This window comes from Klebsiella sp. CN_Kp113 (assembly GCF_040064585.1).
Lineage (GTDB): Bacteria > Pseudomonadota > Gammaproteobacteria > Enterobacterales > Enterobacteriaceae > Klebsiella > Klebsiella michiganensis.
In genome coordinates this window covers 211,486-229,031 of record NZ_JBEAID010000022.1, presented here as the reverse complement: position 1 = coordinate 229,031, position 17,546 = coordinate 211,486, and the positions used below count along the sequence as shown (strand labels likewise).

The following is a 17,546-nucleotide window of genomic DNA, read 5'->3' as shown; positions in this document are numbered from 1 at the left end:
GATTTCGAAAAAGTGGGAAAGTCAGGGGCAGACTTAAGGGCTCTTTTAATTCAAATTCAATGTCCACACCGTGGGCTTGCCGCCCACACTGGCCCAAAGGGTTGGCAGACTGATACGCGCCAATTATCGTATGAACCCTGACCGGATTTAACGCCTCAAAATCAGAAAGTTAGTACCATCCGAAAAACGCTGCTAATAGCATCCTGCCGCCACGCACTCATCCTGGTCAAACGCGCGTCATGGCTTCATCACGATCCGGCCAAGCGGTTTCGCTGTCTCAGCAAATTCGTGGGCCGCGGCAGCGTTAGCCAGGGGGAAGATGCGGTCAATGACAACCGTGACGCGCCCTGCTGCTAAAGCCTGCAGCATCTCGTCCACGCTTGTTCGAACTCCATGCCTTGCAAAAAGAGGTCCCATGAATACCCCCATGAGCGTCTGATTAGACTGCATTGCCGGCCATAAGTCGACAGTCAGACTGTTGCCGCCGGCATTACCGACGAAGACCAGACGTCCTTCCGGAGCGAGTGCAGAAAGCGAAACAGGCAACGTCGTTCCCACCGGATCGATGACGAGGTCAACACCGGTACCATGGGTGTACTGTCGGACACTGTCCACGATGTTATCCTTTGTACGATCCACAACATGATCGGCACCAAGTTCACGCAACCGACCTCGTCGCTGCGTTCCGCTTACCACGGCGATGACCGTTGCGCCTGCTTGTGAGGCAAGCTGAACGGCCGCGAGCCCCACGCCACCCGCTGCGGCCTGAATAAGAACGGTTTCTCCCTGCCGGAGCATGCCTCGTGTGAAAAGGCAATGATGCGCGGTTCCAAAAGAAATCGGCAACGCCGCCGCTTCTGCCATTCCCACCCCATCGGGTATAAGCCAGGTGCGTTCCGCGGGCACAGCCCAACGTTCCGCATGCGATCCCTGCATGTGAAAAGCAGCGACTCTGTCCCCAACCGTACGGCTTCGGACTTTCGATCCGACGGCAACAACTGTGCCCGCGGCCGCGTAGCCAACGATCCATGAAGGAAGCGGCGGCGGCGTTGAACGGCGGTTGATCAAATCGCCACCCTCAATCGAGATAGCCTCGACAGAAATCAGAATGTCGTCGGACCCTGTGACCGGCTCCGGGACATCGACATATTTCAGGACGCCGGGAGAACCTTCCACGTCATAGACCGCTGCTTTCATAAATTTTCCTCTGTCTTATCTTTTGACTGGCGGAAAGCCCCGTCACGCGCAGGGCAGCCTGGCAATCACCTTAATCTCAAACTGGAATCCGTAAAGCCACGTCACGCCGATCCCGGTCAACGTAGGGTAAGGCGCTTCCCCCCAATATTCTGGCAGGATACTCCAGATAGCGTCGAGATTTGACTCGGGATCGACGACAAAGAGGGTCACGTCAACCACGTCACCGAACGTGCAGCCCGCAGCCGCGAGAACAGCATTCAGATTATTGAATGCCAGCCTGACCTGCGCTTTTAGTTCGGGCTCAGGCGAACCATCCTCGCGGCTACCAACCTGCCCGGAAACGAACAAGAAACCATTGGATTTAATGGCCGGTGAATAGCGATTGCGCTCATAGAGCACCTGCCGACCGAGGGGAAAAACGGCTTCGCGTGCTGTCATATTTGTACCTCTGCAATGGGGCAAAATCAGCCCGGTGAACGTAAAGTCACTTTACAGGTGCGGGATCGGGTGGATAAACAAGCGACTTTGTCCATCATTGTTTGTAAAATCCAAACAATCGGTGAAAAGGGGGATAAGGAATGGATCGTTTCGATGCGATGCGCGCCTTTGCTCGCGTGGTGGAGGCAGGGAGCTTCACAAAGGCTGCCCAAACGCTTCATATGAGTAAAACCACGGTGACGCAGCTCATTCAGCAGCTGGAAGCGCGCCTGCGCGTCAAGTTGCTCCATCGCACCACCCGCAGGCTCGGCGTGACTGCCGATGGCGCGGTCTACTACGAGCGCGTCATCCGCCTGCTGGCGGACATGGAGGATGCTGAAAACAGCCTGTCCAGTGCGGCGATGACGCCCAGGGGACGGCTACGGGTGGATGTACCCAGTCCGCTGGCCCGCCTCGTCCTGGTACCGGCGCTACCGGCTTTCCACGCGCGCTACCCTGACATCCAGTTCAACATGGGCGTCAGCGACCGGGTGGTGGACCTGATCGGCGACAACGTGGATTGCGTCCTGCGCGGTGGCGACATCAACGACCAGTCCCTGATCGCGCGCCATGTCGGCGATTTGCAAATCGGCGTCTACGCCGCCCCTGGCTATGCGGAACGCCTTGGCGCCCCTGCGCACCCGCGAGAGCTGGAAAACACCGACCATCGCATAGTGGGATTCTTGTCCTCGCGCACCGGTAAGATTGATCCTCTGGTCCTGCGCAGTGGGAGTGAACATATTGAAATCACAGGCCGCTATGTACTTGCCGTGGATGATGGCAATGCTTACCTCGAAGCGGGGCTCGCTGGCTTAGGTGTGATTGCGCTGCCAACCTATATGGCGGCAAAACATCGGGCCAGTGGCGCTTTAATTCCATTATTTGAAAAATGGCGTATCAGTCCAATGCCATTGTACCTGGCGTTTCCGCCAAACCGCCATGTCAACGCCAAACTGCGTGTTTTTATTGATTGGATCGTTGAATTGATGCAGCAGCATGTCCCCAATTCCAACAATAAGTAACGCCATCCCGGCCAGAGAATCTCTGTTTAAGAAGCCCGGCAGCCATCGCGCAGCCGGGATCACCCCCTGCGGTGCCAGCGCAGCGCGTCGACCACCAGCGTAAACGCCGCCGGAAGATGCTGTCGGCCCGGGTAGTAAAGATAGTATCCCGGGAAATGAGGGCACCAGTCGGCAAGTAGCGGTACCAGTTCCCCCGTGGCGATATATTTCGCCGCTAAGTCGTGAGGAACATAGGCAATCCCTGCTCCGTCCAGCGCGGCCTGAATCATCAGAAAGGTATTGTTAAAAACGGTTTGCCCGTCAACGCGAACGCTGGTCTTTTGACTTCCCTTTTCAAACTCCCAGGCGTAAAGCCCGCCATGGGTGGGCAAACGCAAATTAACGCAGTTATGCGCCATCAGATCCTCAGGACGTCTTACTGCCGCCCTGCCGGCAAGATAAGCGGGGGCGGCAACCACCGCCATCTGCACATCGGGCGTGATGCGCACCGCAATCATGTCCTTATCCACCTGATCGCCCATCCGTACGCCGGCATCAAAACGCTGGGCGGCAATGTCGGTCAGCTCGTATCCGACGCTGAACTCAATATGAATATCCGGGTATTGCGTTAATAAAGGCCGCAGACGGGGCCACAGCACGGTGACGATGGCATGATCGTTGGCGGTAATGCGTACCGTTCCGGCGGGTTTATCTCGTGAAGCGCGCAGAGAAGCCAGTTCAGCTTCGATTTCATTCAGCCGCGGCGCCAGAACGGCCAGCAGACGGTTCCCGGCATCGGTTGGCGAAACGCTGCGCGTGGTACGGATTAACAGCCTTACCCCGAGACGCGCTTCCAGAGCCAGCAGCGTATGGCTCAGCGCTGACCGTGAAACACCCAGAATCGCGGCCGCCCGGGTAAAGCTGCGCTCGTGAGCCACCGTGGCAAAAGCCTGCAGGTCGTTGAGTTTTTCTTTGCTCATTATTGGTGAATTTTGTGCACTAGTGTATTCACATTTGCGCATCTTATCATTTAATCAAACCTTCTCTACACTTTGTTCAACGAGTCGTAAGGGGCCGCTTAAAAGCCCGAAACTGAAATGTGGAGACATCATGAACCAACAATTTGACGGTAACGGTATCTTCCCCAAGGGGGAGAAAAACGAGGCCTATGCGCAGTATTTTCAGGGTACCAGCTACCTGAATATGCTCTCCACGGAAGGGGTCAATATCGGTAACGTGGTCTTCGAGCCCGGCTGCCGTAACCACTGGCATATCCATCATAAAGGCGGGCAAATTTTACTGGTGACCGGCGGTCGCGGCTGGTATCAGGAGTGGAATCAACCGCCGCGCGAGCTTACCGCTGGGGACGTCGTGAATATTCCCGCCGGCGTCAAGCACTGGCACGGCGCGGCCGCCGATAGCTGGTTTGCCCATATCGCCGTTGCCGTCCCTGCCGAAGGTGCGTCTAACGAATGGCTGGAGCCGGTCGCCGACGACGCCTATCGTCAACTGCCTTAAACATCGAAACAGCAGGGCTCGCCAGTTAATGCGCCCTGCTCTCATTCGGCGGTATGCGAAAATGCATCTTCGACTAATTGCCCGAGCCCCGGGGAAAACCGCTCATCGCCAGCAGCGCGCTTTGCAGCGAGGCGCTAAACATCTCCCCGTGAGACAGCCCGGGATAGGGCCACCAGTTGACCGCCACGCCATTTTTCTTGAGCAGGGAAACCGTCTGCAGAACGTTGCTCCGGATCTCTTCTGCCCCTGTGGAAGAGGCCCGCTGGGTCGCAACCGCCCCCTCCATCAGGTACAGGGTCTTCCGGTTAAACGCATCCGCCTTCGCCGCGGCCATTTTTGCTAACAGCGAGGCGTTACCCCGTCCCAGAGAAGGACTGGCAGAAAAATAGATTTGGAAGCGGGATGACGCCAGCCAGGCGTCAATGATGAATAATCCGCCATAGGAGTGCCCCCAGATAGCCCGCTGCTGAGGGTTGATCGCGATCCCGCGCTCAACTTTTTCCACGATGGTATTTTCTAATAGCTGGCGAAATGCCTCGCTGCCGCCGCTCTTCCGTCGGTCCCATCCGGCGTCGGCAGGATTCTCCTCGACTTTCGGCCGGTAGTCATAGGCTCGGGCGGGCTGATCGAAGGGCAAATTCGTTTGATAGCCGATGGCCACAATAACGGGCGGCGTTTTTTGCGTAAACGTCTCAAGCAGCGAGTCGGACAACCGGTCCATCACCGCGTTGCCGTCCAGGGCGTACAGAATCGGATACCCCTGCGCGGGCGGCGCCGCGTTCGGTATCGCCGTCCAGACCTTATAATGCCGTTCGCCATCAAGGGAATCGAAATAAGCAACGTTGAAGTGATAATACGCGGAACCGCGGTCGGCGATATTCGGCCCCAGCGGGCGCATATCCGGCCTGGCGTAAGCGTTAATGCCATAAAGCGTGGAGACCAGCGCGGCGATAAAAACCCGCCCTTTCGGCGGAGAAGCAAAACAAAATTTGCGAAGCGACATCGGTTAATTGTTTCCAGCACACCCTCGGTAGTGATAATGATTGCTAATATCAATATCAATTGCAAGCAACGAGGTTATCCCGGGAGCGGCACGTTGCGCCTGCCCGGGGAACCCATCATCACATCACGGGTAGCCCGGCTCGCGCTGCGCTTAGCCGGGCTACCGGGAATGCCGCGTTCTGCTCAATATCAGGCCGTACGCCATCTCCGGGTCAACGGCTTCTCGACTTCCACAATCAGGAACATCACAAAACCGATAATAAAGGTGATAACCCAGTAGCGGAACGGCAGCGCTTCGGTACCAAACAGCATCTGCATAAACGGCGCGTAGATAATCAGCAGCTGCAGCACCAGCAGCACCCCGCTGACAATCCAGATCCCCCGGTTCGCCAGCAGCCCTTTACTCAGCGAGAAGCCGTCCGCCACCCGGCAGTTGAGCATATAGAACCACTGGGCGGTGACCAGCGTCTGCAGCAGCACCGTGCGGATAAACTCAGGCGAATAGCCGCGCGGCTGTAGCCAGGCTTCAAGCACAAAGGCGCTGACGGCAATCATCGAACCGACAAAAATCACCCGCCAGATAGCAAAGCCGTCCATTACGTGCAGTTTGGGATCGCGCGGCGGACGCCGCATGATGTTCTTCTCGCCCGCTTCGAACGCCAGGCCGAACGACAGCGTGGCGGAGGTCGCCATGTTCATCCACAGGATCAGCACCGGCGTCAGCGGAATTAAATTCCCCGCCAGCAGCGCAATAATGATCAACAGCCCCTGCGCCAGGTTGGTCGGCATAATGAAGAGAATGGTTTTCTTCAGGTTGTCGTATACCCGACGCCCTTCCCTGACGGCGCTGGCGATGGTGGCGAAATTATCGTCGGTCAGCACCATATCCGCGGCCTCTTTGGTCACTTCGGTGCCCTTAATCCCCATCGCGATACCGACATCGGCCTGCTTCAGCGCCGGGGCGTCGTTCACGCCGTCGCCGGTCATCCCGACCACCTCTTTCCTGCTTTGCAGCGCCTGCACCAGGCGGAATTTATCTTCCGGGCTGGTACGCGCGAAAATATCGAATTTCTGCGCCGCTTCGCTGAGCTGAATATCGTCCATCACCTCCAGTTCTCTACCGGTGATGGCGTTTTCCGCATTGCCGATCCCCAGCATCTTGCCGATACTCATCGCGGTTTGCGGGTGGTCGCCGGTGATCATCTTCACGCGGATCCCGGCCTGCAGGCAGTCGCCGATCGCCGTAATCGCCTCCGGTCGCGGCGGATCCATCATCCCGGCAACCCCCAGCAGAATGACGCCCTGCTGCAAATCCTCATGGCTAAGCTCCGTTTGCCCGTCGGCTGCCGGTTTCCACGCCGCCGCCACCATCCGCAGCCCTTCCCGCGCGTACTCTTCGATTTTCGCTTCCCAGTAAGGCTGATCGAGCGGCGCCAGGCCATGGTCGGTTTGCTGATGCTGACACAGACGGAACAGGACATCGGGCGCGCCGGTAATCAAAATCATCTCTTCATCGCCGATGCGGTACAGCGTCGACATATATTTATACTGTGAATCAAAGGGGATTTTGCTGCGCAGCTCGGTGTTGACCGTCGGGAGCGGGACTTTCGCCGCCAGCACCTTCAGCGCCCCTTCGGTCGGGCCGCCGGTAATTTTCCACAGCCCGCTTTCGTCTTTGATAAGCTGACTGTCGTTACACAGATCGATGGTGCGCAGATAGCGTTCCAGCAGCGTGCCGGGGGCAACGGTTATCGGATCGGGCTCATCGATCGGATGAATATTCCCTACCGGTTCGTAGCTGTCGCCCTCTACGCGATAAACGTTATCAGCGGTAATAACGGCCTTCACCGTCATCTCGTTCATGGTCAGCGTTCCGGTTTTATCCGAGCAGATCACCGTCATCGCCCCAAGGGTTTCCACTGTGGGCAGCTTGCGGATAATCGCCTTCTGACGGGCCATGGTTTGCACGCCGAGCGAGAGGATTATCGAGATAATCGCCGGTAAACCTTCCGGCACCGACGCCACCGCGAGGCTAATCAACGACAGCATCAGCTCAGAAACCGGCATATCGCGGAACAGCAGGCTGAAGACAAACAGCGCGGCCATCATTACCAGAATGATGATAAAAATGGCTTTGCCGAGCTTATCCATTTGCACCAGCAGCGGCGTACGGTGTTTTTCGATATCCGACATCATCTGGTTAATATGGCCCAGCTCGGTATCGCCGCCAGTGGCGACCACCAGGCCTTTTCCGCCGCCCGAACTCACCGTGGTGCCGGAAAACAACAGATTGGTACGATCGCCTAGCGGCAGTTCGCCGCTGAGCGCCTCGGTGCTTTTCTCTACCACCGTCGATTCGCCGGTCAGAATCGCCTCTTCCACCCGCAGGTTATGCGCTTCGATCACCCGCAGGTCGGCGGGAATGCGATCGCCTGCGCGGATGACGACGATATCGCCGGGGACCAGAGCGGTTGTCGGGATCGTTTCATGGTTGCCCTGACGAATAACCACCGCCTCGCTGGAAAGCATGTTGCGAATGCTCTGAAGCGATTTTTCCGCATTGCTCTCCTGGATATGGCCGATCAGGGCGTTAATCACCGCCACGCCGAGGATCACCAGGGTATCCACCCAGTGCCCCATGACCGCCGTCAGCAGCGCCGCCGCCAGCAGCACATAGATCAGCACATCGTTAAAATGCGCCAGAAAGCGCAGCCACGCCGGCTTTCCCGCTTTTTGCGGCAGCGCATTTTCGCCATACTGCTGCAAACGCGTCGCCGCCTCGGCACCGCTGATACCCTCCGGGGTGCTGTTGGTGCTGGTCAGGGTTTCTTCTACGGAGAGCTGATAGAACGGGCCGCCCGGTTTTTCTGTATTCATAGTTATCTCCTCACTCCTGTAACGGAAATCAGGACAGCCTCAGGCCGCCCTTAACGCACCACAAAAACCGGAACATGGGCATAGCGAACGATTCCTGCCGCCTCCGACCCCAGCAGATGCGTCTGAATATTCGGGTTGCGCGAACCGATGATCACCACATCCGCTTTCAGTTCATCGGCCAGTTTGGTCACTTCATCGCGAATGTTGCCGCTGCGAATGTGAATCTGAATATCCTTTTCCGTCAGCGCGAGTTTCTTGATCAGCTCTGCCAGCTTTTCCTTAGCAGTATTAATCAGATAGTCCTCCATTTTTCGTGCATCGGAAATAAAACCGCGCGTCAGCACCGGAGAAAAAGAGGGAATGACGTGTACCAGATGAATCTGTCCCGAAGAGCTTTGCGCAAGGAATTGGGCGTGGGACAAGGCCTTGTCCGCCAGACCGATTTCAAACACATCAACCGGCACGAGGATATTTTTATACATAGAGACAATCCTTTTATTACCTATAAAAAAAGGTGGTGAAAACAGCCCGGGCAATGGCGCTGAGGAAAAGATCTCAAGAACAAAATCTGCAAGACGTGTAGGTATAATTAAACGTAGCACACCACGATAAACATTATTAAGTCGCCAATTAATATATTGAAAAATATCACAGAGTCAGGCGCAGCCAGACAATTCGACTACAAACCCCGTAAAATCGTCGCCATCGCCGTAATTTTTGCTCTTTTTAACATTTCCGTTTTACTACGACTATCCTCATTATCAGTGGCTTGTTCACTTTCTGTCGCCCCACAATAATTATTACGATAAGAATTTACTTAGCTAAGCGTTAGCGCTAAAGGAGGAACGATGTTCGGTTACAGTCTGTTTCGCCTGAGCCTGTTTATTGCCCTGGCAATAATCGCCTGTACGGCTACCGGTTTAATTACCTATTTCGTTGTCTCGGCCCTCGCTGAATAAATACAGCGATTGTGAATAATATGTAAAACATAGCCTTTTACTTCGAGGGGAATACAGTGAACCGTTATTTTTCTCTCATTCCGCTTGTTATTTTAATAACAACGGCTTGCGATCGGAAAGCGCCTGAAATTACGCCGTTACCGCGGATGGTCAAAGTCGCCGAGGTGGTGGCTATCGGTGATGCGCAGCAGCGCGTATTTCCCGCCCGCATTGAGTCCGGGGACTCCACCGATTTATCTTTCAAACGCGGCGGCCAAATTGAATCTCTTGATGTCCGTCAGGGAGCCAATATTACTCAGGGGCAGCCCCTTGCCAGGCTCAACGCCCGGGAAGCGCAGCAGCGCGTGAATGAACGGCAAACCGCCGCCACCCTCGCCCAGCGGCAGTTCGATCGCTTCCAGACGCTGGCCGGGCGTCAGGCGATTTCAAAGGCGGAAATGGATATCCAGCGGGCCAACCGCGACGCCGCTAACGCCGCGCTGAAAATCGCCCGCGAAGAGCTGTCGCAAATGACGTTGACCGCCCCGTTCAGCGGCGTTGCCGCTTACGTGCCGGTACGTAACCATCAGGTGGTTGCCGCCGGGCAGCCAATTGTGACTCTGACGCGAAACGATCTGCTCGACGTGGTGTTTAGCGTTCCGGAAAATCTCTTTACCGCGCTCGATATTCGCAACGCGCAGTATCGTCCTGTCGTCAAAATTAACGCCATGCCGGACCGCCAGTTTACCGCTGAATATAAAGAGCACACTGGCAGCAGCGACAGCAGCACGCTCACCTGGCAAATCATACTGACTATGCCGCGGCCGGCCGACTTTCCCTCGGTGGGCGGCGTAAGCGGAACGGTGACGGTCAATCTGGCAAACCTGCCCGCCAGCGCCGGTCAAAACGCGGTGGTGGTGCCGGTTGAAGCGGTGTTTAACCCGGATAATCGCCCGCGCAATGAGCCCCACGTCTGGGTGGTACAGGGAAGCGGCGACCAGCTCAAGCTGGAAGAGAGAAAAGTCGGCGTGGGCCCGGTGACCTCTCAGGGCGTGGTGATTACCGAAGGGCTCAGCGTCGGCGAGCGTGTCGTGGCGGCAGGCGTCAGCGAATTACATGCGCAACAGCCGGTTCGTATCTGGACGCGTGAACGAGGTTTGTAATGGATATTTCCCGCCAGTTTATTAACAACCCGGTCCGCGTCTGGCTGACCATTTTGCTGCTGGGCATCGGCGGGATATTCGCTCTGCTGAATATTGGCCGCCTGGAAGATCCGGCGTTTACCATCAAAACCGCGGTGGTGGTCACCCACTATCCCGGCGCGTCGGCGCAGCAGGTGGAAGAAGAAGTCACCCTGCCGCTGGAAAACGCGCTGCAGCAGCTGCCGTATCTCGACAACGTCAGCTCAATTTCCTCCAACGGTCTGTCGCAAATTACCGTCAATATCGCCTCGCGCTACCACTCCCGCGAGCTGCCGCAAATCTGGGATGAACTGCGCCGCCGGGTGGGCGACGCCGCCCGCCAGTTCCCTCCCGGCGTCGCCGCTCCGTTTGTGAACGACGATTTTGGCGATGTCTTTGGCTTCTTCTTTGCCCTCTCCGGCGAGAGCTTTACCAACCCTGAGCTGGTTCGCTATGCCGAGCAGCTGCGTCGTGAACTGGTGCTGGTCCCCGGCGTCGGCAAAGTCGCCATCGGCGGGGCGATCCCCCAGCAGATCAACATCGATATCTCGCTGGCGAAAATGGCCGCCCGCGGAATCACGCTCAACCAGCTGGCGGCGATACTGAGCAGGTTGAACGTGGTGTCTAACGCCGGTGAGATTAAATCCGGCAGCGAATCGATTCGCCTGCATCCCACGGGCGAGTTTGCCAACCTCGACGAGCTTGGCGACCTGTTAATCAGCCCGCACGGCTCGGCAACGGCGACGCGGCTGCGCGATATTGCCACCCTCTCGCGCGGGCTGAGCGAATCGCCTTCCAGCATTTACCACGCCAACGGCCGACAGGCGGTCACTATGGGGGTGTCGTTTATACCCGGGGTTAACGTGATTGACGTTGGCCGCGCGCTGGAAAGCAAGCTGGAGCAGATGTCGGCGGAAAAACCGGCCGGGATCAACATTGACCTGTTCTACGATCAGGCGGCGGAAGTCGCCCATTCGGTCAACGGCTTTATCACCAACTTCCTGATGGCGCTGGCGATTGTGGTTGGCGTGCTGCTGATCTTTATGGGCGTACGCAGCGGCATTATTATCGCCCTGTCGCTGGCGCTCAACGTGCTCGGTACGCTGCTGATCATGTACCTGTGGGGTATCGAGCTGCAGCGTATCTCGCTGGGGGCGTTGATTATCGCCCTGAGCATGCTGGTCGATAACGCGATCGTCATCGTCGAAGGCGTGCTGATCGCCCGCCAGCAGGGGTCAACGCTGCTCATGGCGATTAACTACGTGATCCGCCGTTCGGCGCTGCCGCTGCTGGGGGCCACGGTGATTGCCATTCTCGCCTTTGCGCCGATTGGCCTGTCACAGGACTCAACCGGGGAATACTGTAAATCGCTGTTCCAGGTGCTGCTGATTTCGCTCATGCTGAGCTGGTTCTCGGCGCTGACCATTACCCCGGTGCTGATTAAATGGTGGCTGTTTAAAAATCAATCACAGCCGGTAGCGCGGGCCGACGCCAACCCGTACGGCGGGCGCTTTTACCGTCTGTACCAGCAGGCTCTGCGTGCTCTTCTGCTGCGCAAAACCATTACGCTGACCGTCATGGCGGCGCTGCTGGCCGCCGCTATCTGGGGATTCGGCTCGGTGCGGCAAAACTTTTTCCCCTCGTCAAACACGCCCATTTTCTTTGTCGATCTCTGGCTACCCTACGGTACCGATATCGCGACCACCGAAAAGATGACCAGCGATATTGAGACCACCATTAACGGCCAGCCGGGCGTGGTCACCACCGTGGCCACCGTAGGTCAGGGCAGCATGCGGTTTATCCTCACCTACAGCGGGCAACGGCAGTACAGCAACTATGCGCAGATCATGGTGCGCATGGACGACCAGCGCAGCATTGCCGCCCTGACGCAGCATGTGGATCGCTATATTGCGCGCAACTACCCGCAGGTAAACGCCAGCACGAAGCGCGTGATGTTCGGTCCCTCCGGCGACAGCGCCATCGAGGTGCGGATTAAAGGTCCGGACCCCGACCGTCTGCGCCTGCTCGCCAGCCAGGTTGGCGATATCCTCTCCGCGGACCCGGCCACCGACGGCGTTCGCAACGACTGGCAAAACCGTAGCAAAGTTATTCGTCCGCAGTACTCCCCCGCGCTTGGGCGCGAGTTAGGCGTTGATAAACAGGATATTGATAACGCCCTGGAGATGAACTTCTCCGGCAGCCGCGTTGGATTGTACCGTGAGGGAGCCGACCTGCTGCCGACGATCGTCCGCCCGCCCGCCGCCGAGCGCCAGGACGCGAATCACCTGAATAACGTGCTGGTCTGGAGCCAGAGCCGCCAGCAGTATATTCCGCTCAGTAACGTGGTCAGCGGCTTTCACCTCGAATGGGAAGATCCGCTGATTCTGCGCCGCGATCGCAGCCGGGTGCTGACGGTACAGACCGATCCCGACCCGCTCAGCCACCAGACGTCGGGGGATATCCTGTCCCGCGTGAAGCCGCAGATTGATGCGCTCGCTCTGCCGCACGGTTACAGCATTGAGTGGGGTGGCGATGCGGAGAACTCCAGCGAGGCGCAGCAGGGGCTGTTTACTACTCTGCCGCTGGGTTACCTGGTGATGTTTGTCATCACCGTCCTGATGTTCAGTTCGCTGAAAAATGCGATCGCCATCTGGCTGACCGTGCCGCTGGCGCTGATTGGCGTAACGCCGGGCTTTTTAATCACCGGGATCCCTTTTGGGTTTATGGCGTTAATCGGTCTGCTGAGCCTGAGCGGAATGCTGATCCGTAACGGCATCGTGCTGGTAGAAGAGATTGAACAGCAGAAACAGGAAAAAGCGCAGCAGGAGGCGATTATTGATGCCGCCACTTCGCGTCTGCGCCCTATCCTGCTGACGGCGTTTACCACCGTGCTCGGCCTGGCGCCTTTATTACTCGACGTTTTCTTCCAGAGCATGGCGGTCGTTATCATGTTTGGTCTGGGTTTTGCTACTATTCTGACGCTGCTGGTTCTGCCGGTAATCTACGCCTGTTTCCACAATCAGAATATGAAGCGACAACCATGAACAGTACCGGATTAAATATTATTAAAACGCTGGGATGCATGACGGCGGTGACCTTCTTCACCATTTACAACACCTGGGATAGCTATGATTATGACTATCACTGGATCCTCGGGTTTTTGACGTTTATTTCCACTATCGCCACGCCGCTGTTTTTTGTGGTGGCGGGATATCTGGATTCACAGTCTCGCCACGACTCACAATGGCAGTTGGGCAAAATCAAAAGCGTGGTGATCGTCTTTCTGTTCTGGATGACGGTGTACTATCTCTGGGAGCCCTACCAGCGCGGCTATCTTATCCAGCCGTGGTTTGTATTTGCGTTTATCGTCATTTATACCTTTCACCCGGTTATCGAGTGGCTCAGCCAAAAACGCACAGCGTTCTTTGCCGCGGTGTTCACGCTGCTGCTGCTCTCGTATGGTTACGATCTTTTGTCCGCGCTGTACCCGGATGTTCATGCGCTGAGCCTGGCGCCGCAGTACCGCCTGTGGACCTGGCTGCTGTTTTATCTGACCGGTCAGCTGTTCAGCGACCCGCTGGTCGCCGACTGGCTCAGGCGAGAAAAAGTGGTCAAAGGCGCGATGATCGCCATTCCGTTTATTTACCTTTTTACCTGGTTTTACGAGCGGCATTTCTTTTTCGCCCTGTTTAAGGCCGACAGAAATGCGTTCATTCTGACCGGTTCACAAATCTATATTCTGGTGGTTGCGCTGGTTATTGCCGCCAACGGCGTGCGGTTTCGCAAAAACAGCGAGTTTAAAGAGACCCTTCTCGCCACCATTAGCAAAACGATGACCGGCGTCTATATTCTCCACTACTCCGTTTTTCACCTGCTCACCGCGTTTATCCCGATTAACTCGCTGGGGACAAAATTAATGCTGATTGTCCTTACGTTTATCACTTCGGTACTGATTTCGATGCTGGCGCTGTCCAATTCGGTGGTCAAAAAAGTGATTACGATTTGACGCTCGCCGGTTCAGGTCATGGCCGCCTGCGCATTTAAAAACCGTAGCGCAGCCAGGCAAACAGTACGTTGCCGTTATTATAGGTGCCGGGAATATAGGTGAACTGCACGCTCAGACGGCGGTAGCTGGCAGAGAAGAGCGGCAAAATAATCGGCAGAGGTACGTAGTTGGCAAAGTCATCGCGGGCGGTGATCCCGGCGGTGACGCCAAGACCCAGGCGAAAATCACGACGGCTATCAAGATACCAGCCCTTTTCCCAGCCGTAGCCGACAATCGGCTGCCACTCGTTGTGCGAATCTTTGAACATCATGGCGTAGAGCGAACTCCAGTTGCCCTCCGCGTTATATCTGGAAACGCCGAAACCTCCTCCCCACGGCATTTCATTATAGTTATCCGTTTTCTCTTTATCGTACATAAAGCGGTTGTGCCAGCTGAGAAACGGCAGATATAAATCGTAGTTTTGTGGCTCATTCCAGGTCTGCGAGACGTCGTTTTTCAACCAGCTCCACCAGCCGCTGATGCGCTGCTCGCCATAGACCTTCGTTTCAGCCTGTACCGACAAGGCGAAAATAAACGCTATTCCCCACGCTAGCCGCCGACAACGTCGCATCGTTTTATCCTTAAAGAAAGTCGCCCGGTGTTCATTCAGTTTGGGAACAAAAAACAGGCTTTGCAAATATCAACCAACAAATTTTCTGCACCGTCCCGGGCTAATTGCAAGTCCAGTTAAACGCCCGTTTCAGGACAGAGAGCGCCGGCGCGGTGATTTCATTTCCTTGCTGCTGGGATTATGATGGCGCTAATTATTCTTTCTGCCCGCAGTGATTGAGAAATAGATGGACTTCATCAGCATTATTATGTCGGCGGGGAAAACCTCCGTCGATGTGGCGCTTTATACGCTGTTGCCAATCATGGTCGTCATGCTCATCGTGATGAAATATCTGGAGGTCCGCGGAGTACTGGACGCCATCGTTCGCTGGCTCGCCCCGCTGCTTAAGCCGTTCGGCTTAACCGGGATGAGCGCTTTTGCCCTGATTCAGATGAATTTTGTCAGCTTCGCCGCCCCGCTGGCGACCCTCGCGATTATGGATAAACGCGGCGCTTCGGACCGGCATATGGCCGCCACGCTGGCGATGCTTTTCGCCATGGGTCAAGGCAACGTTTTCTACCCGTTAACGCCCTTCGGCCTGCACTGGCTGGCCTCTATCATCATTTCGATTGTCGGCGGGCTGTGCGCCGCCGCGGTCACCTGGCATATCGCCGGCCGCAGGCTATCGATGGTTGAAAACGTGCGGGCCGACGCGCTGCCTGAGGCGGAGCAAAATAGCCAGGGGATTATCGCCGTTATCAACAGCGCCGGTGCCGACGCCATCCGCCTGGCCCTCGGCGCGGTGCCCATGCTGATCCTGTCGCTGGCCATCGTCGGATTTATGCAGGCGGCAGGCCTGATTGAGATGCTTCAGCGCCTGCTGCTGCCGCTGCTGCTGTGGCTGAATATTCCGGTTAACTTCGTGCTGCCGGCGCTGGTCAAATGCGTTGCCGGCGGTACGGCCTATTTCGGCGTGGTCTCCGAGCTCGTCCAGCAGGGTAAAGCGACCGTAAGCCAGATCAACGCCTCGGCGGGCCTGCTAGTGCAAACGTTCGATCTTCCCGGCATCGGCATCTTTCTGGGCGTCAGCTCGCGCTTCGTACGCCTGTTCCGCTTCGCCGCGATTGGCGCTATCGCCGGGATCGCCATCCGCACCGTGATGCACCTCACGCTATTCTGAGGCCGCCTCCTGCGAACGGAGACAGGCAGCGATATCCGCCTGCTCGCTACAGGCGATATGATGGTTAATGCGCGCCATCATCCATGGGAAAAACGGGTTGGACGTGACGCGCATCAGCGTATCCAGCCCGACGCTCAGGGTTGAGGTTTCCCCACGCAACGAGATCGTGCCGATGCTGATCCCGTAGCGATTTTTCTCCGCCGGTTCGCGGCCATAGAGCGAGTCGGTCAGCGGGAACGGCACCGCCACGTGCGATAGTGAATACATATCCTGCGGCCAGGCGATATTCAGCGGCGTCACGGTTTCGCTTCGCGTCCCGGCAAGCGTGGTGCGGGCCACCGTCTCGTAGGTGTCGGGCGCGGCGTTGGTAATCACCGTGGTGCCGTAGGGCCGAGGCGCCGGCGGCAATAACGTATTGACCGCCGAATAGAGCGAGGGACGAAATAGCGCGCGCAAATTCGCCGCCTGGTTAATATCGAAAATCACCAGTTCGCTACCGTTATCCGGCAGATAACGGTAGAGAGAATCCACCACCGCCCGGGTGCTCACCGTTGAATCCATCACCGACTGAAAAGTTAACACCGGCGCCAGTTCAGAAAGCCGCTGACGCTGCGCTTCCTGCACGATTTGCTGCTGCAGCGCCTGCGACAACAGCCATGACTGCCTTGCCGCCTTCACCGGGAACGAATTGTATTTATAGGGATTAAACTCCGGGACGACGTTCAGCCACGCCGCGCGGGCGAAAGCCGGAAATACAGAAGGTAGACCGGCCAGCCCGGCAAAACGCGCAAACGCGGTAACGCCAATCATCGGCGACAGCAGGATGACCTGCTGCGGCCGGCGCAGCGATTTATCCTCAAGGCTATCGAGGGCGTACTTCAGCGCCAGCGCCCCGCCGTTGGAGTAGCCCACCACGTGCAGCGGCGCGTCATCCCCCGCCAGCCGCGTCGCTTCGCGCACCGCAAGCCGGGTCGTCGCGATCCACTCTTCGCGGTCCACGGCGGTGAGCGCGCCGGGGGCGGTGCCGTGTCCGGGCAGCCGCGGCGCGACGGCGACAAATCCCTGCTGCTGATAGCGTTGCGCCAGATAGTGCACGCTGTAGGGCGAATCCGTCAGGCCGTGCAGCAGCACCGCCGCGCCGCGCGGTTTGCCCTGCGGCAGCAAAATAAAGGAACGGTTCCAGTCGGGATGAAACTTATCAGGATAGACCAGGCTTTGCGCGTAAAAGCGGTTAATAGCCGTTTTTTCATCGTCGCTCAGCGTGTCGGTAATACTACTTTTCATATCGCGGAAAATCGCCGCTTCCCGCGTCTGGTATTCGGCAAAAGTGGCGCGGTCAATCTCGCTGGCGCTCATTTCATTCGCCGTCCAGGTATGCCAGCGGTGCAGCGCCGGACCGCGCTGCGATTCGTAAATACGGCCAATAAAAAAGACGATCACGACCACCAGCAGCCCAATGATGGCTTTTTTCGCCACCGAGACTAATCTTAATCCCGACTTATTCAGCAGCCGGGTAAAACGCATCATTGCCATATTTCTGTCCGAATTATCTCTTTAGCTGCCAGGGTGGGCTATTATGC

At 56.9% G+C, this 17,546-nt stretch carries 14 protein-coding genes; 6 read left to right on the top strand and 8 right to left on the bottom strand.

Annotated elements, in window-relative coordinates:
* Positions 1 to 237 precede the first annotated feature (237 nt).
* On the bottom strand, positions 238 to 1,197 hold the full coding sequence (locus ABLV30_RS14835; protein WP_265800194.1) for a zinc-binding alcohol dehydrogenase family protein: 960 nt from the start codon (positions 1,195 to 1,197) through the stop codon (positions 238 to 240).
* Positions 1,198 to 1,239: 42 nt separating this feature from the next.
* The gene (locus tag ABLV30_RS14830; protein WP_064405678.1) at positions 1,240 to 1,635 is read right to left on the bottom strand and encodes a RidA family protein; all 396 of its coding nucleotides are present in this window, start codon (positions 1,633 to 1,635) and stop codon (positions 1,240 to 1,242) included.
* A 140-nt stretch (positions 1,636 to 1,775) separates the two neighbouring features.
* Here ABLV30_RS14830 and ABLV30_RS14825 point away from each other — a divergent pair, with 140 nt between their 5' ends.
* Positions 1,776 to 2,696 carry a LysR family transcriptional regulator gene (locus ABLV30_RS14825; RefSeq protein ID WP_064405681.1) on the top strand — a complete coding sequence of 307 codons (921 nt, stop codon included), beginning with the start codon at positions 1,776 to 1,778 and terminating at the stop codon, positions 2,694 to 2,696.
* A gap of 59 nt (positions 2,697 to 2,755) precedes the next feature.
* On the opposite strand, the gene ABLV30_RS14820 is transcribed toward ABLV30_RS14825, so the two are convergent.
* The gene (locus ABLV30_RS14820; RefSeq protein WP_029946881.1) at positions 2,756 to 3,658 is read right to left on the bottom strand and encodes a LysR family transcriptional regulator; all 903 of its coding nucleotides are present in this window, start codon (positions 3,656 to 3,658) and stop codon (positions 2,756 to 2,758) included.
* Between the two features lie 127 nt (positions 3,659 to 3,785).
* Here ABLV30_RS14820 and ABLV30_RS14815 point away from each other — a divergent pair, with 127 nt between their 5' ends.
* Complete coding sequence (locus ABLV30_RS14815; protein ID WP_025106080.1) at positions 3,786 to 4,193, top strand: cupin domain-containing protein; 408 nt, start codon at positions 3,786 to 3,788, stop codon at positions 4,191 to 4,193.
* A gap of 73 nt (positions 4,194 to 4,266) precedes the next feature.
* Here ABLV30_RS14815 and ABLV30_RS14810 read toward each other — a convergent pair whose 3' ends face one another.
* From ABLV30_RS14810 to ABLV30_RS14800, 3 genes are all read right to left on the bottom strand, one after another.
* A complete protein-coding gene (locus ABLV30_RS14810; protein WP_148849278.1) occupies positions 4,267 to 5,196 on the bottom strand; it encodes an alpha/beta hydrolase-fold protein in 930 nt (309 codons plus the stop codon).
* A 188-nt stretch (positions 5,197 to 5,384) separates the two neighbouring features.
* Positions 5,385 to 8,072, bottom strand: a complete 2,688-nt coding sequence (locus tag ABLV30_RS14805; protein WP_046878079.1) for a cation-transporting P-type ATPase — start codon at positions 8,070 to 8,072, stop codon at positions 5,385 to 5,387.
* Between the two features lie 50 nt (positions 8,073 to 8,122).
* Positions 8,123 to 8,554, bottom strand: coding sequence for a universal stress protein (locus ABLV30_RS14800; RefSeq protein WP_047723422.1), 432 nt, complete (start codon positions 8,552 to 8,554; stop codon positions 8,123 to 8,125).
* 533 nt (positions 8,555 to 9,087) lie between these two features.
* On the opposite strand from ABLV30_RS14800, the gene ABLV30_RS14795 reads away from it, so the two are divergent.
* Genes ABLV30_RS14795 through ABLV30_RS14785 form a run of 3 tightly spaced genes read left to right on the top strand, consistent with a single transcriptional unit; the run spans position 9,088 to position 14,197 of the window.
* The gene (locus ABLV30_RS14795; protein WP_064375759.1) at positions 9,088 to 10,173 is read left to right on the top strand and encodes an efflux RND transporter periplasmic adaptor subunit; all 1,086 of its coding nucleotides are present in this window, start codon (positions 9,088 to 9,090) and stop codon (positions 10,171 to 10,173) included.
* The gene (locus ABLV30_RS14790) at positions 10,173 to 13,235 is read left to right on the top strand and encodes an efflux RND transporter permease subunit (protein WP_049083413.1); all 3,063 of its coding nucleotides are present in this window, start codon (positions 10,173 to 10,175) and stop codon (positions 13,233 to 13,235) included. Before ABLV30_RS14795 ends, ABLV30_RS14790 begins: the two co-directional genes overlap by 1 nt.
* 38 nt (positions 13,236 to 13,273) lie before the next feature.
* On the top strand, positions 13,274 to 14,197 hold the full coding sequence (locus ABLV30_RS14785; protein WP_265800330.1) for an acyltransferase family protein: 924 nt from the start codon (positions 13,274 to 13,276) through the stop codon (positions 14,195 to 14,197).
* A gap of 34 nt (positions 14,198 to 14,231) precedes the next feature.
* Here the strand turns inward: ABLV30_RS14785 and pagP are convergent, their stop codons facing one another.
* On the bottom strand, positions 14,232 to 14,807 hold the full coding sequence (gene pagP, locus ABLV30_RS14780; RefSeq protein ID WP_265800200.1) for a lipid IV(A) palmitoyltransferase PagP: 576 nt from the start codon (positions 14,805 to 14,807) through the stop codon (positions 14,232 to 14,234).
* A 226-nt stretch (positions 14,808 to 15,033) separates the two neighbouring features.
* Between pagP and ABLV30_RS14775 the strand changes: the two genes are divergently transcribed.
* Positions 15,034 to 15,966, top strand: coding sequence for a nucleoside recognition domain-containing protein (locus tag ABLV30_RS14775; RefSeq protein ID WP_014229906.1), 933 nt, complete (start codon positions 15,034 to 15,036; stop codon positions 15,964 to 15,966).
* Here ABLV30_RS14775 and ABLV30_RS14770 read toward each other — a convergent pair.
* Positions 15,958 to 17,493, bottom strand: a complete 1,536-nt coding sequence (locus ABLV30_RS14770; protein ID WP_183129337.1) for an alpha/beta hydrolase — start codon at positions 17,491 to 17,493, stop codon at positions 15,958 to 15,960. The genes ABLV30_RS14775 and ABLV30_RS14770 overlap by 9 nt on opposite strands.
* Positions 17,494 to 17,546: the final 53 nt, after the last annotated feature.

Excerpts from the sequence above, each read along its gene's own strand:
- ABLV30_RS14835 (WP_265800194.1), bottom strand. The coding sequence starts at position 1,197 with ATGAAAGCAGCGGTCTATGACGTGGAAGGTTCTCCCGGCGTCCTGAAA.
- ABLV30_RS14830 (WP_064405678.1), bottom strand. The coding sequence starts at position 1,635 with ATGACAGCACGCGAAGCCGTTTTTCCCCTCGGTCGGCAGGTGCTCTAT.
- ABLV30_RS14825 (WP_064405681.1), top strand. The coding sequence starts at position 1,776 with ATGGATCGTTTCGATGCGATGCGCGCCTTTGCTCGCGTGGTGGAGGCA.
- ABLV30_RS14815 (WP_025106080.1), top strand. The coding sequence starts at position 3,786 with ATGAACCAACAATTTGACGGTAACGGTATCTTCCCCAAGGGGGAGAAA.
- ABLV30_RS14810 (WP_148849278.1), bottom strand. The coding sequence starts at position 5,196 with ATGTCGCTTCGCAAATTTTGTTTTGCTTCTCCGCCGAAAGGGCGGGTT.
- ABLV30_RS14805 (WP_046878079.1), bottom strand. The coding sequence starts at position 8,072 with ATGAATACAGAAAAACCGGGCGGCCCGTTCTATCAGCTCTCCGTAGAA.
- ABLV30_RS14800 (WP_047723422.1), bottom strand. The coding sequence starts at position 8,554 with ATGTATAAAAATATCCTCGTGCCGGTTGATGTGTTTGAAATCGGTCTG.
- ABLV30_RS14790 (WP_049083413.1), top strand. The coding sequence starts at position 10,173 with ATGGATATTTCCCGCCAGTTTATTAACAACCCGGTCCGCGTCTGGCTG.
- ABLV30_RS14785 (WP_265800330.1), top strand. The coding sequence starts at position 13,274 with ATGACGGCGGTGACCTTCTTCACCATTTACAACACCTGGGATAGCTAT.
- pagP (WP_265800200.1), bottom strand. The coding sequence starts at position 14,807 with ATGCGACGTTGTCGGCGGCTAGCGTGGGGAATAGCGTTTATTTTCGCC.
- ABLV30_RS14775 (WP_014229906.1), top strand. The coding sequence starts at position 15,034 with ATGGACTTCATCAGCATTATTATGTCGGCGGGGAAAACCTCCGTCGAT.
- ABLV30_RS14770 (WP_183129337.1), bottom strand. The coding sequence starts at position 17,493 with ATGATGCGTTTTACCCGGCTGCTGAATAAGTCGGGATTAAGATTAGTC.